The organism is Meiothermus sp. CFH 77666 (assembly GCF_017497985.1).
GTDB lineage: Bacteria > Deinococcota > Deinococci > Deinococcales > Thermaceae > Meiothermus.
Genome location: NZ_JAGDFV010000001.1, coordinates 1 through 14,427, shown reverse-complemented (window position 1 = coordinate 14,427; position 14,427 = coordinate 1). Strand labels below are relative to the sequence as shown.

Sequence of the window (14,427 nt, the reverse complement as noted above, 5' to 3'; positions counted from 1 at the left end):
TGGGGGTGCGGGGTGCTTAACATCGGACAAGTCCTCACCCGTAGCTTTGGGCTTTTAGCCCAGCACCCCATTGGCATTGTTTGGTTGCTGGTGCAAGCCCTGCTGATCAGCGTTTTTACCCTGGGCCTGATGGCGGGGCCCATGCAGGTAGGCGTCTACACCGTGCTAATGCGCTATGCCCGCACTGGCCACTGGAACCCCCAGGCCCTCTGGGGCAACACCACCGGGCACAACATCGTGGCCGGCATCGTGTTTGTGGCTAGCGCCCTGGCGGCGTTTGTGGTAGGTCTTCCGGTTGCGGTGCCGAACCCCCTGCTGGCCTCTTTGCTGGGTTATTTGGGTCTGGCCGCCATTAACCTGCTGTGGTTTTACACCTTCCAGATCATGGTAGACGACGACCAGACCTGGCCCAAAGCCATTCGCAAAGGCTGGGATTTGATGCAACAGGGAGGGCTTTTGAACCATCTCTTGCTAATTGCCATCCTCGAGTCGCTTGTGCTGGTCTCGACCCTGTCCACCTGGGTACCCTTCCAGATCGTCATGTACCTGCTTTTGCTGGGTTTCTCCACGGTAGCCCGGGCCGTAGCGTATGTGCAACTGGTGCCCACCCGGGCCTTTGAACCATAGAGCCGCGCATTACCCCTGATCCCGGTACCCTGAGCCCTCTGCCCTATTTGTCGTATGGCTTGCCCACCGCCGCCGGCGGACGGCTCCGCCCGATAAAGCCTGCCAGCACCAGCATGGTCAGGATAAAGGGCAGGGCCTGCACGATGGTAGCCGGCAAAATATCCCCGCCCTGAAGCTGAATGGCCAGCGCCTGGGCAAAGCCAAACAACAAGGTGGCCCCCAGCACGCCAAACGGATGCCACTTGCCAAAGATGAGGGCCGCCAGGGCAATAAAACCGGCCCCCGCGCTCATGGCCCGGATAAACTGGTTGAGGAACCCAATCGAGAGGTACGCACCGGCAATTCCGGCCAGCACCCCCGACAGAATTACCGCCGTGTAGCGCATCCGAATCACGTTCACACCCATGGTCTCGGCCGCTTCGGGGTGCTCGCCCACCGCCCGCAACCGCAGGCCCCAGGGGGTTTTGAACAACACCCACCAGACCACCGGCACCAGCAAAAAGGCGAAAATCACCAGGATGGAAACGCTGCTAGGCCCCAGATCTACATTGGGCAGGCGGTTCTGTACTTCCTGGGAGGTGGAGGTGTTGTTGTAGAGCACCTGCAAAACAATCGAGGGTGCCCCCAGGGCCGCAATATTGATGGCGGTGCCCGAGACAATCTGGTCGGCGCGGTACTTGATGGAGGCAATGGCGTGAACCAGACCCACCAGGCCGCCCACCGCAGCCCCGGCCAGCAAACCCACCCAGGGAATCCAGAAGGCCTCGAGGCCCCCGGTAGCCACCTCGATGCGGTTGACCGTGATGGCCGCCGCAGCCGCACCAAACAGAATCATGCCCTCGAGGGCGATATTCACCACCCCGCTACGCTCGGAGAACAACCCGCCCAGCGAGGTTAATAAGAGCGGCGCAGCCTGCCGCAGGGTCGAAAAGAAGAGCGCAATGACGATTTCCATTGGTTAGTCCCCCCCCACCGGTGCGGATTTGGCTTGCCTGGCCTCCTGCTCGGCTCTGGCCTCGGTTTCGACCTGGGCCGCCCGCAGAGGGTCGGTAAAGTAGCGGGGCAGCAACCCCCCCACGGCGATAAAGAAGATAATCAGGGCCTGCAAGACCTGGATGATCTGGTTGCTGATGCCGAGCTGAGCATTCAGCGAGACGCCCCCCGCCAGCAGCACACCAAACAGGGTGGCCGAGAGAAAAATACCCAGCGGCATGTTCTGGCCCATCAGGGCTACCGCAATGCCGTCAAAGCCCACACTCGAGGGAATGGCGGTCTTGAGCCGATAGGTGCCGTCCATGCCCGCACCCAGCACATAGTGGGTCGCCGCCAGCCCGGCCAGCGCCCCCGAAATCACCATAGCCAGCACCATCTTGCGCCGGAGGTTGACCCCCGCATACTCGGCGGCTTTGGGCGCCAGGCCGGTGGCCCGCAGCTCGTAGCCTGCAGAGGTGCGGAACAGGTAGAAGTTGTAGAACAACAGGGCCAAAACGGCGATCAGAAAGGAGCCATTCAGCAACTGCGAGGCCAGCGCCGAGCTGATGGTCACCGGGAAACCGGGCAAAAACCCTCCTACCACAAACCCCAGCACCATCGCCCCCAGCGAATACAGCAAACGCCTACCCAGCTCCAATCGCCTCAGGCCGTAGTAAACCCCCAGGGCCGCCAGCACCGCCAGCGGCAAAGCCCAGGAAAAGCTGCTATCCGGCGCCAGAATGTGAATCATCAGGGGAATGCGGGCCCCTTCTTGCATTTCCTCACTGCGCCCCTCGAAACCCTCGGCTTTGAAAGGCAGGTGCACGGTTTGTCCAAAAAAGCGGTACTTGTTGTCGGCAATCATAAACAGCAGCACCGAGGCCGCGATATAGTTCATCATGATGGTGTTGATGACCTCGTTGGCCCCAAAGCGGGCCTTGAGCCAGCCCACGATACCGCCCCACAAAGCTCCTCCCAGGGCAGCCGCCATGATGGCCGCAGGTAGCAGCAACCAGCCCGGCAGCGGCAGGTACACACCCACCAACATGGCAAAAATCGCACCCATCGTTAGCTGGCCGGGCGCACCGATATTAAACATCCCCGCACGGAACCCAAAGGCTACCGCCAGGCCCGTGAAAATAAGGGGGGTGGCAAAGCCCAGGCTGGTAAAGATGCCGGTAAGGCTAAGGATGGGGCTGAACAAAATCTGGAAGGTATAGGTCACCAGATCCAGTTTTCCAGCAATCAGCTCACGCAGCCCCAGTCCTTCGACCCCCTGCGTACCCAGACCAGGCCGCAGAATGGCCACTACCACCGCTCCCAGCACCACCGCCAGCAACAGCGAAACGATTGGCATCACCACGCCCCGAAAGCGCACCAGAAAGGCCAGGCCGCCCGGTAGTTGCATTCGGGCCAGTAATAGTAGCCCCAGAGAATAGAAAAATCCAGCATAGATGCCTAGCGACAGCGCAAATCGGCGCAGGGGTGGGCGCCGTGCCCCGGCAGCCACCGCCGCATCGTTTACAGCGTTGATGGCCTGGTAAAACAGAACCGCCTCGATAGCAAAAACGGCGATACCAACGCCACCCAAGATATACAGCGCTCGAGCTCTGGTTTCAGCACTGGGCACAAACAGCGCCACACTGGCCGCCAGCACCAGCAGGATCCACAAACCAAAAGCTGCGCCTAACCAGTTGAAGGTCAGACCTTCCGGCACGGTCAGGCCCTTGGGATTGATCACCCCCAGCGGATTGAGCAGGTAGCCCGTGCCATCGAACTCCCGCAGCGGAACAGCCCAGGGGGCCAGGATCATGGTCAATAAGACCAGGCCCCCTACGATCAAAAACCAATACCGGCTCATAAGTTCCTCAGAGCGGATTCTACACCGCAAGCCCCGTTTGAGTAGTAGTTCGCTGGCAGGCAATGCCCATCATCGCTTGCAAAAATTCGGGTCAGAGCCAGACCGCCCAACCCTGCTGTCTACTCCAATCCAGTAAGCCTCCCAAGTGCTAAACTCTTCGAGTGCAAGACGCTACCGAGGCCAAAGCCCAGGCCATTCGAAAAATGTTCTCAGAGATTGCGCCGCGCTACGACCTGCTCAACCGGGTTCTTTCGGCAGGGGTGGATCAAGTTTGGCGTGTAGCCGCAGTCAAGGCCGCCCTGGAGAAAAACCCGGAGCGCATCCTCGACCTGGCCACCGGTACCGGTGATATTGCCCTGCTGCTCAAGAAAGTGGCTCCAGAAGCCCAGGTGATTGGCGGCGATTTTGCGCCCCCCATGCTCGAGCTAGCCAGGCAAAAAGCCCAGAAAGCTGGTCTTTCGATTCCTTTCGTGGAGGCCGATGCCCTCAAGCTGTCCTTCCCCGACCAGCACTTCGATGCCGTGACCATTGCGTTCGGCTTCCGCAACTTTGCTGACTACCCCAAGGCACTGGCCGAGCTGTATCGGGTAATAGCGCCCGGCGGAAGGCTCTGCATTCTGGAGTTTCCACCACCACCCAAGAGTGGGCTGGGTGTGCTATACCGCTTCTATTTCACCCGAATTCTGCCGCTGATTGGTGGGTTGGTTTCCGGCAGCGCTTCGGCCTACCGCTATCTGCCTGAATCGGTAGAACGTTTCCCAGACCCTCCAACCCTTGCGTATATGATGGCTCAGGCAGGCTTCAGCACCCACTATCAGCTTTTCACCGGGGGCATCGCCGCGCTGCATATAGGGGATAAACCCGCCCTAAACTCACCTCCGCTCATCACTCGTACCGGGGAGTTTCACCCAGGTGAACCATGATGGGAATCGAGATAGACCCCCAGCGACTGCTCCTGGAAGGGCTGGAAACCGGTGAGTTGCCCGACCTGAAGCCCTTTGCGCTGGCCCGTGAGTTGGCCCTCGAGAACGCCCAGGGCAACCCCGGCGAAAACGAACTTGTTCGCTGGTGGCACAGCTCAGAAGGGTTCTACTACGAGTTCAAGCAGTTTCCCGCTGCCTTTTATGGCCGCCTGGGCCGGGTACAGGGCGAATACCTGACCACCCACCAGGCTCAGGAACTGGTCTGGGAAGCCCTGGCTCGAGCGGATAAAGAACAGGCCGACCTGACCCTTTTCTACACCGCCAACCTGATGCAAAGCGACCAGGACTACTTCATGGCCTACACGCTGGGCAACATTCGCATTGAACGGGGTGAGGCCCGCTATGCCCTCCCCTTGTTCATGCGTTTGCAGACCCCCCAACACCTGCTGGTTCTGTTCCGCACACAGGACGAATACCTGGCTTTCAAACTGCCCAAAGGCCAGCCGGTTTTGCAAGGACTCTCTGCTTGAATCGGCCCTGGATCGCTCTTACATTGGTTCCGGTGAATACCCGAATCACCGGGTTTGGATGTCTCAAAGACACGATCAACCATCACCAGAATTGTTCTTGTTATCAGGCTTCATTGCAGCCCACATGCTAAGCCGGAGGAAATCAATCCAGACCGCTTTACAACCAACAGGTTGAACGAGTCCTGATGAATTGCTTTGTCAGCTTGTGGCTTTTCACAATGCGCTCGAGAGAGCGGCACTAGCGGGCTACGTGCAGAAGGTCATGGCCATAAGTGCGGTTATTCTTGATAAACCACCATTCAGGCTGGGCTGAAAGGCCGCTCTAAAACCTCGGTACGGTGCTGAATCTGCCGTAGTGCGTAGTCCACAAAATCCGCTTCGGAAATGTCAAAGGGCATGGGCTGGTGGGCAGCAAAAACCTCGTGTACGATGCCGACCGCAGCCGGAATCAGCTCGGCCAGCACATCTTCCAGCACCTCTTTGCTTTGCGGATGATAGTGCAGTAGCTTGCTCAGGTTGTGCAGGCCAAACGCAATGTGACGGCCCTCGTCGGCCTGTACATGGCCCAGTCCCCTGCGCAAACCCGGCATCAGGTTTTGCTTTTCCAGGACCTCTTTATAAGCGCGATAGCCGGTCTCGGCCAATACCCCCTCCACAATCAGGTTGTAGGTGCTAAGCGCCCGAACCTCTGCCGCTGGAGAGGGGTCGGCCTGGAGTGCGTTCATGGCTTGTGGCAGCGCCTGGTAGAAGATTTGCTGCCAGGACTCGACGTGAAACAGCGCCAGTTCGGGCGCGCCTCCCACCACCTCGCGGTGAAAGCGATCAAAGAACTCGGCATGTTTGGCCTCCTCGAAGATCCAGGTTGCCACGAAGAGGGCATCGTCATAGCGGCCCTGCTGGCTTACATGGAGCAAATAGGGGGCCAGATCCAGCGTAACCGCCTCTTCGCCACCCACAAATAGCGCCGATAGATGCAGCAGCACCTTTTGTTGGGCTTCACTCAGGGAGGCCCAGTCGTGGCGGTCCTGGGTGAACTCGAGGTCTTGCGGATTCCAGAAGTTCCGCTTGGACTTGTGGTACAGGCCCACCACAAACCCGTCCTCGAGCCGACCCGGCTGGCTGGTAGCCAATTGCCGCATATCTCGATTCTAGCAGGCGTTCCACCATTGTTGAGGCTCTACGGCTCTACCTGGTAGAAAATCGAAAGCAGGGGAGCCCTCTCCCCTGCCGCGAGCTACCTGCCTTTTTTAGTGGTGATGCCCATGCACCCCGTGGGCATGGCCGTGCTCGAGTTCCTCCGGTGTTGCGGGCCGGATGGCTACCAGGGTGACGTCGAAGTTCAGGGTCTCGCCCGCCAGGGCATGGTTGAAGTCTATGGTCACCTCTTTGCCGTCCACATTCAATACCGTGAAAGGCATGGGGTTGCCTTGCGGATCCTCTGCATAAAACATGGCCCCTTCCACCAGCTCAGCATCCGCCGGGAAAGCCTCGCGCTCGACGACCTGCACGCCTTCGGGGTCGTAGAGGCCATAGCCCTTTTCAGGAGCCACCGAGACCACTACCCGTTCACCAGCAGCCTTGCCTTCCAGCGCTTCTTCCAGCCCTTGCACAATATTGCGGTGTCCGTGCAGATAATCCAGCTCCCCCTGGTCAACGAGCTCATCTTCCACGTGCAGCGTGTAGCGAATGGTCACAACCTGGCCTTTGCTTGCGGTCATACAGACTCCTCTCCATTCACAGAAACCATACCTGCGTTTCCGCGAGACAGTCGAGTATAAAGCATCCAGATTAAATAATCGTAAACCGTTCGAGATACGAAACCGAGTCCATGCCCTATGCTGATATCCATGTTTGTGGAAGACGTCATTGGCAAGACCCCTGTGGTTCGGCTCAAGCGCGTAGTAGAACCGGGCATGGCCGAGGTCTGGGTCAAGCTGGAGGGCGACAACCCCGGCGGCTCCATCAAAGACCGCACGGCCTGGTACCTGATCAAGGATGCCGAGGAGCGCGGCATTCTGAAGCCCGGTTCAGGGCAACTGATTGTGGAGCCCACCAGCGGCAATACCGGCATCGGCCTGGCCATGGTAGCGGCCAGCCGGGGCTACAAGCTGATCCTGACCATGCCGGCCCAGATGTCGGAGGAGCGCAAACGCATCCTCAGGGCTTACGGGGCCGAGCTAATACTCACCGACCCCAGCCGCCGGATGCTGGCCGCGATTGAGGAAGCCCATCGCATTGTGGCCGAGCGGGGGGCCTTCATGCCCAACCAGTTCGATAACCCCGCCAACCCCAGGGCCCACTACGAAACCACCGGCCCCGAGATTTTCCAGCAGATGGAGGGCCGACTGGATGCCTTTGTGTACGGCTCGGGCACTGGCGGAACGATTATGGGGGTAGGCAAGTATCTGCGCGAACGCCTGCCCAATATACAGATCATCGCCTGCGAACCGCGCCGCAGCAACGTGCTTTCGGGCGGCCAGATGGGCTCGCACCAGTTCCAGGGCATGGGGCCCGGCTTCATCCCGCCCAACCTGGACGTGAAGATGCTGGATCGGGTAATCCAGGTTCTGGAAGAGGATGCCTTCCCGCTAGCCAAGCCGCTGGCCCGTGAGGAAGGGCTTTTTGTGGGGATGAGCGCCTGTGGCATGATCTGGGCCGCCCTGCAAGTAGCCCGCGAACTGGGGCCTGGCAAGCGGGTGCTAACCATTGCCTGCGACTCGGGAATGAAGTATCTCTCGACGCCCCTTTTTGCCGAGTTGGAAGGCTGAATGCACAGTCGTATAAATACCCGTACAAAGTGTCCATTGCGGCACGAACTATGCAGTACGCTCTTGCAAAAGCCGTAGCAGAAACCTTTTCGTTCCTCCCCTACCGTGTGGGGGAGGTTAGGTGGGGTTGCTGAGCAGCGACTTTGCGTAACCTGGTGGTTGGGGGCCTCACCCAATACCCTCCCCCACCCTCCCTACGTGGTAGGGAGGGGGCTCTATGTCAATCCCTCCCGGAAACCCGGAGGTGTACGGACATCTCTACGACGATGTACTAAATGCCACTGGCTACTGACCATATGCTAGCTGCTCGTGGCTTGTAGACGACCCCTGCCACTTGTCACTTTCCACTGGCCACATGCCTGTTGTATTGATCGGGGTTGCAAGGCGCGAATGTATTCTACGACGGCCCCTGCCCCACCACGCAGCCACGCCCCTGCCAGCCGATTTGTTTGACCTTCCCACCCTCGACCAGCACGGGCACGGTGCGCTGGCCGTGGGTAAGGGCGAGCATCCGCTCGAGGGCCCCCACATCCACCTCCACGTCATACTCAACAAGCTCCAAGCCCCGCCACTCGAGGTCTTCGTGCAGCTCGGCGGTGTAGGGGTGGCTCCGGGTGCCAAAGAGCTCAAAATTTCAGGCAAATTGAGCGCATGTCAATCGGTTTTTCACTACACCCCAGCGCCCGTTAGAACGTGCAACAAAGCCTATGATTAGGCTCATATCATTTGCCTGGGTATCGTCCTTCAACCCCTCACCCGGCGACAGCGGTTACCGCCAGAATTGCTTTATTTGGCCAAAGGGGTGCCAAACTAGCCAGCGCTGTCGCCACCCTCTCCCCTGGCGGGAGAGGGAAAGGGGAAAACAATAAAAGCTGGCCTTTGATTAGAGCCGCTTACAGGCTACACTTGCTGTTAGATGGCAAAGGCTACCATTCAATATCGCTGTATCGAGTGCGGCTACAAATCGGTTAGGGAGCTGGGTCGCTGCCCCAACTGTGGAGCCTGGGACAGTTTCAAGGAAGAAACACCGGTGTTCAGGGCAGCAGCGGCGGGCAAAGGAGCACAGTTGCGACCACATCCTGCTTCCAATCCGGCTGCCCTGATCCGTCTGGGCGAGGTTGCGGAGAGCGGCGAGGCTCGCTTCTCGAGCCAGATGGGCGAGCTTGACCGGGTATTGGGGGGTGGTTTTGTGCCCGGTGAGGTGCTCCTCTTGGGCGGTGAACCCGGCGTGGGCAAGAGCACCCTATTGTTACAGGTAGCCCAAAAAATGCTGGAGATGGGCAAGCGGGTGGTTTATCTGGCGGGTGAGGAATCGCCAGGGCAGATTCGTTTGCGGGCCGAACGCCTGGGGGTCTCGGGGGAACTCGAGCTCCTGCGGGAAACCGAGCTGGACACGGTATTGACCACCCTCGAGGCCAGTCCGCCCGATTTCCTGGTGGTGGACTCCATCCAGACCCTCGAGACCACCGCCTCACCAGGTTCGCTGGTGGCCGTGCGCGACGCCACCGCTGCCCTGACCCGCTTTGCCAAACACCACCAGGTGACCACCGTGCTGGTGGGGCATGTCACCAAGGAAGGCATCGTAGCCGGGCCCAAGGTGATTGAGCACGTGGTGGACGCCACCCTGTATCTGGAGACGGCTGGCAACTTCCGGGTCTTGCGCTCCACCAAAAACCGCTTTGGCCCGGTGGGCGAGATGGGTGTTTTCAGTATGGTTCACGAGGGCCTGGAGGAGGTCGCCAACCCCTCGGCAGCCTTTCTGGCCGAGCGTCCGGTGGGCGCGCCGGGGTCGGTGGTGGCCCTCAGTCTATCGGGCGAGCGGGCGCTGGCCCTGGAGGTACAGGCGCTGGCCGCCCGAACACCCTTCCCGGCTCCACGCAGGGTTTCGCAAGGGCTGGACAGCCGCCGGGTGGACGTGGTGCTGGCGGTATTGGAGCGAAGGCTCAACCTGCCCCTGGGCAACCTCGATATATACGTCAATCTGGCGGGGGGGCTGCGGGTCTTCGATCCGGGGTTGGACTTGGCGGTGGGGCTGGCGGTGTATTCTGCTGTGGTAGGCCGTCCCCTGCCCGAAGAGGTCGCCGTGGTGGGAGAGGTGGGGCTGGCCGGGGAGCTGCGCAGCGTGGAGGGCCTCGAGCGCCGCCTGCGCGAAGGGCAGCGGGCAGGCTTCAAGCACCTGGTACACCCCCCCCAGTTCAAGAGTCTGGAAGCAGCCGTGAGCAAGTTTTTATGAACGCGATGCGCTGGGTTTTGTATGCGTTTTTTGCCTACATGGGCTACCGAGTAGGGGTGTGGCTCGAGGTCAGCAATATGATTAGCATCAGCCCCCTGGGCAGCCTGACCAGCCTCAACCGGCTGTACCTGGGTGTGGTAGGCCTGCTGGTGGGCTTTTTGCTGGTACCTCGGCTAACCTTCTGGCTGGAGCGCCGCTGGGAAAGTGCTCAGGCCTGGCTTAAGCGCCTGCCGCCTGAAATTCCGGTCGCCATCACGGCAGCCTCTGGCCTGGGTCTCCTGCTGGCCGTACTGCTCACCAACCTGCTCAACCAGATTCCGGGCTTTTCCGCCATTCACTCGCTCATCATTGCTGCCGTACTGGTCAGCTCGCTTTCAGCTTTTGCCATCGCCAACCGCGATTACTTCCGGCTGGCCCGTCCGCCTGCCCATATACCCAAAACCCGGGGTGGCAAGGTACTCGATACCTCGGTGCTGATTGATGGCCGCATCGGGGATGTGGCCGAGATGGGCTTTCTGGAAGGCCCTTTGTTTGTGCCCCGGCAGGTGTTGCGCGAGCTGCAACAGTTTGCCGACGCCCCGGATGCCCAGAAAAGGGCCAAGGGCCGCCGGGGGCTCGACACCCTCGAGCGCCTTAAGTTGAGCGTGGGCCTCGAGGTACTCGATGGCGATGAGTCCGACGACCCGGTAGACGACCAGATTCTGGCCGAGGCCAAAAAACTGGGCGCGGCATTGGTCACCAACGACCACGCCCTGGCCCAACTTTCCCGCATCTATGGGGTCAAGACCCTCTCGGTACAAGCGCTGGCCTCGGCCCTGCGGGCCCCGCTTCAGCAGGGTGATACCCTGAGCATTACCATCGTCAAGGAGGGCAAAGAGCCCGGCCAGGGGGTGGGCTACCTCGAGGACGGCACCATGGTGGTGGTAGACGACGCCATCTCTTTCAAAGGCAAGGAAGTAAGCGTGGTCATCACCCAGTCCATTCAAACCCAGGTTGGCCGTTTGCTCTTTGGAAGGCTCCAGACCGAAGAAGCCGACCGACCAGCCTCCAAAGCTGATCGATGACACGACTCCGCTTACCAGTCCGGCTATGCTTTTGTAATACCAACTCTAGGCGTATAACCAACTTAGTGCACCCACGATAGAAAGGTACAATCTTGCTTCCGTTGTAATACGTATGAGGGGCTTGCAGTTGCGCGGCGCAAGACCTGGCTTTGGATCATGGCGACAGTGCCGGCAAGTTTGGCGCTCCTTTTGCCAAATAAAACTATTCTGGCGCTAACCGCTGTCGACGGGTGAGGGGTTGAAACAACCATACCCAGGTAAATGATAAGAGCCTGACAAAGCAAACCAGCTGCAAGAAGCTGGTGTAGTTATTGCACTTTTGTGAAGGTTTGCAATCACGAACCGGAAACAATTCGATTCTTAGGTAATTTTGTTACAGAAACAACAAGTATGGCCATCCCGAGAAAATCACTCCCTGCCAGCACGAGAACTACAACCCCATTCTAATGCGCGGTGGCATTACAGCCCCTTCAGAAAGAACTTATAATGGCCTGCGGCAAAGTGGGGTGTTCAAAAAGCAACCCCTAAACCGAGCCTTGCAGGCTCACCCACGGAGGCACGCGTGAATCTACACGAATATCAGGCCAAAGACATCCTCGCCAAGTATGGCATCCCGGTTCCCCCCGGCAAGGTGGCATTTACTGCCGAAGAAGCTAAGCAAATCGCTACCGAGTACGGTGACCTGGTCGTGATCAAAGCCCAGGTTCACACCGGCGGGCGAGGCAAGGCGGGTGGAGTCAAGCTGGCCCGAAGCCCCGAGGAGGCCCGCGAAAAAGCCGCTCAGATTCTGGGCCTCAACATCAAGGGCTTCATCACCAAGAAGGTGCTGGTGGCCAAAGGCGTGAACATTGCCAGGGAATACTACGCCGGCATGATTCTGGATCGGGTCACCCAGCGGGTGGTGTTAATGCTCTCCAAAGAAGGGGGCATGGACATCGAGGAGGTGGCCGCCACCAAGCCCTACGCCCTGATCAAGTACCCCATTGACCCCCATACGGGCCTGCGCCCCTTCGAGGCCCGCGAGCTGGTCAAGCGGGCGGGCATGGAGGGCAACCTCAACAAGCTGGCCGATGTGCTGGTCAAACTGTATCAGGCCTATGTGGGCATTGATGCCTCCACCGCCGAAATAAACCCGCTGGTCATCACCGATACTGGCGAGGTGGTAGCTGCCGATGCCAAAATTGTGCTGGACGACAACGCCCTGTACCGCCACCCCGACCTGATGCCCCTGCGCGAGTTTGAAGCCGAGCACCCCCTCGAGGTCGAGGCTTCCAACTACGGCTTCAGCTACGTCAAGCTCGACGGCAACGTGGGGGTAATTGGCAACGGAGCCGGGCTGGTAATGTACACCCTCGACCTGGTGCAGCGCACCGGGGGCAAGGCGGCCAACTTCCTGGATATCGGGGGTGGGGCCAAGGCCGATGTGGTCTACAACGCCCTCAAGGTGGTGCTTAAAGACCCCGATGTGAAAGGGGTTTTCATCAACATTTTCGGCGGCATCACCCGGGCCGACGAAGTGGCCAAGGGTGTCATCCGGGCCATGGACGAGGGCATCCTGAACAAGCCGGTGGCCATGCGGGTGGCGGGCACCGCCGAAGAAGAGGCCAAAGAGCTTCTGAAAGGCCGCCCGGTTTATATGTACCCCACCTCGGTAGAAGCCGCCAAAGCCATCATCTCCATGACCGGAGGTGCCCAGTGAGCATCCTAGTCAACAAAAACACAAAGGTCATCGTACAGGGCATTACTGGACGGGAAGGGACTTTCCACGCCGAGGCCATGATTAAGGCTGGCACCCAGGTAGTAGCCGGTGTGACCCCTGGTAAGGGCGGCCAGAGCGTTCTCGGGGTGCCGGTTTACGACACGGTAAAGGAGGCCACCACTCATCACCACGTGGATGCCTCGATCATCTTTGTACCGGCCCCGGCAGCTGCCGACGCGGCCCTCGAGGCCGCCCACGCCGGGGTTCCGCTGGTGGTACTCATCACCGAGGGCATTCCCACCATGGATATGGTAAAGGCCGTGGCCGAAATCAAGGCGCTGGGCAACGTACGACTCATTGGCGGCAACTGCCCGGGCCTCATAACCCCCGGCGAATGCAAGCTGGGCATCATGCCTGCGAGCGTGTTCAAGAAGGGTCGTGTGGGCCTCATTTCGCGCTCCGGTACCGTCACCTACGAAACCGCCAAGGCCCTTTCAGATGCAGGTTACGGCATCTCAACCTGCATCGGCATCGGCGGCGACCCCATTATCGGCACCACCTTCAAAGACCTGCTGCCCCTGTTTGAAAACGACCCCGAGACCGAGGCTGTGGTGCTTTGCGGCGAGATTGGCGGCTCGGACGAAGAAGATGCTGCGGCGTACATCAAGGAACACATGAAGAAGCCGGTGGTGGGTTTCATCGGTGGGCGCAGCGCCCCCAAGGGCAAAAAAATGGGTCATGCCGGAGCTATTATCATGGGCAATGTGGGCACCCCCGAAAGCAAGCTGGCCGCTTTTGCCGATGCCGACGTACCGGTAGCCGAGACCATTGACGAGATTGTGGAGTACGTGCGGGCCAAGTTAGGCTAGCCATCATCGTAACCATTGGGGCGACCAGTGGTCGCCCTTTTTTTGATTAGGCAGTTTGTGGACATGAATAATCAAAGGCAGCATGGAGGCAATCAGACTCTGGGTTCAGGCGGGTGCAATCCTAGAGATATTCTCAGGCTCTTATCATTTGCCTGAGCATCGTCGTTTCAACCCCTCACCCGGCGACAGCGGTGACCGCCAGAATTGTTTTATTGGGCAAAAGGAGCGCCAAACTTGCCGGCGCTGTCGCCACCCTCTCCCGCAAGGGGAGAGGGAAAGGGGAAAACGATAAAAGCCTGGAGGTATTCTGCTGGCACAGGCTCTTATCATATACACCCCTACCCCGATAACCACCGATACAGGGGCATAGGATTGACGGCGAAGCGACGAAGGCTGCGCAACACAGGGGCGCCCTTTTGATGAAGGAAGCCCAGGAGCAGGTTGCGCAGGGCAGCCAGAGCCACAGGCATCCTCTCCAAGCGCCACATCCCGCTTGTGGTGCAGCCGGTTCTCGATGGCCCAGTGGCCCCGGCTGAGGCGGGCCAGGATAGCAGCATCAGCCTGCTCTGGCGACAGACTGGTGAGGTAGAGGTCGGTCTCCTGGGAAACAGCACCGCTACGTTTATGCATCTTGTGGCGATGGATGGCCACGATTTGCTTTAGTCCGGGGAAGGACACTTCCTCCTCCGGCGGCAACTGGGTGGTTCGGCGGGCCTGCCAGACCCACAGCACACCGCTGCGTACCTCGTGGTAACGGTGAACCTCCTCTGCGGGATACCTCAGCACAAACTCGCCCCAGTCTTTCAACACCGCCTGGTTCTCCCTGAGCGCGAGCAGGTAGTGCCCCCACCGCCGCAGCCGTCTGGGTCTTGGTGTGGGCA

The 14,427-nt window shown here is 59.6% G+C and carries 12 protein-coding genes and 1 pseudogene; 8 read left to right on the top strand and 5 right to left on the bottom strand.

The window, feature by feature from the left end; all coding sequences use genetic code 11:
• Window positions 1-12: 12 nt before the first annotated feature.
• Window positions 13-627 (top strand): hypothetical protein, encoded by a 615-nt coding sequence (locus J3L12_RS00070; protein WP_208012994.1) that lies wholly within the window; start codon window positions 13-15, stop codon window positions 625-627.
• Between the two features lie 43 nt (window positions 628-670).
• Here J3L12_RS00070 and J3L12_RS00065 read toward each other — a convergent pair whose 3' ends face one another.
• Together J3L12_RS00065 and J3L12_RS00060 are read right to left on the bottom strand one after the other, a co-directional pair.
• Window positions 671-1,582 (bottom strand): ABC transporter permease, encoded by a 912-nt coding sequence (locus J3L12_RS00065; protein ID WP_208012993.1) that lies wholly within the window; start codon window positions 1,580-1,582, stop codon window positions 671-673.
• 3 nt (window positions 1,583-1,585) lie between these two features.
• Window positions 1,586-3,460, bottom strand: a complete 1,875-nt coding sequence (locus J3L12_RS00060) for an ABC transporter permease (protein WP_208012992.1) — start codon at window positions 3,458-3,460, stop codon at window positions 1,586-1,588.
• A gap of 161 nt (window positions 3,461-3,621) precedes the next feature.
• Here J3L12_RS00060 and ubiE point away from each other — a divergent pair, with 161 nt between their 5' ends.
• A complete protein-coding gene (gene ubiE, locus J3L12_RS00055; protein WP_208012991.1) occupies window positions 3,622-4,383 on the top strand; it encodes a bifunctional demethylmenaquinone methyltransferase/2-methoxy-6-polyprenyl-1,4-benzoquinol methylase UbiE in 762 nt (253 codons plus the stop codon).
• Window positions 4,380-4,913 carry a hypothetical protein gene (locus J3L12_RS00050; RefSeq protein ID WP_208012990.1) on the top strand — a complete coding sequence of 178 codons (534 nt, stop codon included), beginning with the start codon at window positions 4,380-4,382 and terminating at the stop codon, window positions 4,911-4,913. The genes ubiE and J3L12_RS00050 overlap by 4 nt, the downstream gene beginning before the upstream one ends.
• A 299-nt stretch (window positions 4,914-5,212) precedes the next feature.
• On the opposite strand, the gene J3L12_RS00045 is transcribed toward J3L12_RS00050, so the two are convergent.
• A complete protein-coding gene (locus J3L12_RS00045; protein ID WP_208012989.1) occupies window positions 5,213-6,052 on the bottom strand; it encodes a R2-like ligand-binding oxidase in 840 nt (279 codons plus the stop codon).
• Window positions 6,053-6,160: 108 nt separating this feature from the next.
• The gene (locus J3L12_RS00040) at window positions 6,161-6,631 is read right to left on the bottom strand and encodes a peptidylprolyl isomerase (protein ID WP_208012988.1); all 471 of its coding nucleotides are present in this window, start codon (window positions 6,629-6,631) and stop codon (window positions 6,161-6,163) included.
• Between the two features lie 129 nt (window positions 6,632-6,760).
• Here J3L12_RS00040 and cysK point away from each other — a divergent pair, with 129 nt between their 5' ends.
• Window positions 6,761-7,681 (top strand): cysteine synthase A, encoded by a 921-nt coding sequence (gene cysK / locus J3L12_RS00035; RefSeq protein WP_208012987.1) that lies wholly within the window; start codon window positions 6,761-6,763, stop codon window positions 7,679-7,681.
• Between the two features lie 397 nt (window positions 7,682-8,078).
• On the opposite strand, the pseudogene J3L12_RS00030 reads toward cysK, so the two are convergent.
• A pseudogene (locus J3L12_RS00030) lies at window positions 8,079-8,294 on the bottom strand (hypothetical protein); the annotation flags it as partial.
• A 303-nt stretch (window positions 8,295-8,597) separates the two neighbouring features.
• Between J3L12_RS00030 and radA the strand changes: the two are divergent.
• From radA to sucD, 4 genes are all read left to right on the top strand, one after another.
• Window positions 8,598-9,914 carry a DNA repair protein RadA gene (gene radA / locus J3L12_RS00025; RefSeq protein ID WP_208012986.1) on the top strand — a complete coding sequence of 439 codons (1,317 nt, stop codon included), beginning with the start codon at window positions 8,598-8,600 and terminating at the stop codon, window positions 9,912-9,914.
• The gene (locus J3L12_RS00020) at window positions 9,911-10,978 is read left to right on the top strand and encodes a TRAM domain-containing protein (protein WP_208012985.1); all 1,068 of its coding nucleotides are present in this window, start codon (window positions 9,911-9,913) and stop codon (window positions 10,976-10,978) included. The genes radA and J3L12_RS00020 overlap by 4 nt, the downstream gene beginning before the upstream one ends.
• Window positions 10,979-11,540: 562 nt before the next feature.
• The gene (gene sucC / locus J3L12_RS00015) at window positions 11,541-12,677 is read left to right on the top strand and encodes an ADP-forming succinate--CoA ligase subunit beta (protein ID WP_208012984.1); all 1,137 of its coding nucleotides are present in this window, start codon (window positions 11,541-11,543) and stop codon (window positions 12,675-12,677) included.
• Window positions 12,674-13,546 carry a succinate--CoA ligase subunit alpha gene (gene sucD, locus J3L12_RS00010; RefSeq protein WP_208012983.1) on the top strand — a complete coding sequence of 291 codons (873 nt, stop codon included), beginning with the start codon at window positions 12,674-12,676 and terminating at the stop codon, window positions 13,544-13,546. Before sucC ends, sucD begins: the two co-directional genes overlap by 4 nt.
• The last annotated feature ends 881 nt before the right edge of the window (window positions 13,547-14,427 follow it).

Excerpts from the sequence above, each read along its gene's own strand:
- J3L12_RS00065 (WP_208012993.1), bottom strand. The coding sequence starts at position 1,582 with ATGGAAATCGTCATTGCGCTCTTCTTTTCGACCCTGCGGCAGGCTGCG.
- J3L12_RS00045 (WP_208012989.1), bottom strand. The coding sequence starts at position 6,052 with ATGCGGCAATTGGCTACCAGCCAGCCGGGTCGGCTCGAGGACGGGTTT.
- J3L12_RS00050 (WP_208012990.1), top strand. The coding sequence starts at position 4,380 with ATGATGGGAATCGAGATAGACCCCCAGCGACTGCTCCTGGAAGGGCTG.
- J3L12_RS00020 (WP_208012985.1), top strand. The coding sequence starts at position 9,911 with ATGAACGCGATGCGCTGGGTTTTGTATGCGTTTTTTGCCTACATGGGC.
- J3L12_RS00040 (WP_208012988.1), bottom strand. The coding sequence starts at position 6,631 with ATGACCGCAAGCAAAGGCCAGGTTGTGACCATTCGCTACACGCTGCAC.
- cysK (WP_208012987.1), top strand. The coding sequence starts at position 6,761 with ATGTTTGTGGAAGACGTCATTGGCAAGACCCCTGTGGTTCGGCTCAAG.
- J3L12_RS00060 (WP_208012992.1), bottom strand. The coding sequence starts at position 3,460 with ATGAGCCGGTATTGGTTTTTGATCGTAGGGGGCCTGGTCTTATTGACC.
- radA (WP_208012986.1), top strand. The coding sequence starts at position 8,598 with ATGGCAAAGGCTACCATTCAATATCGCTGTATCGAGTGCGGCTACAAA.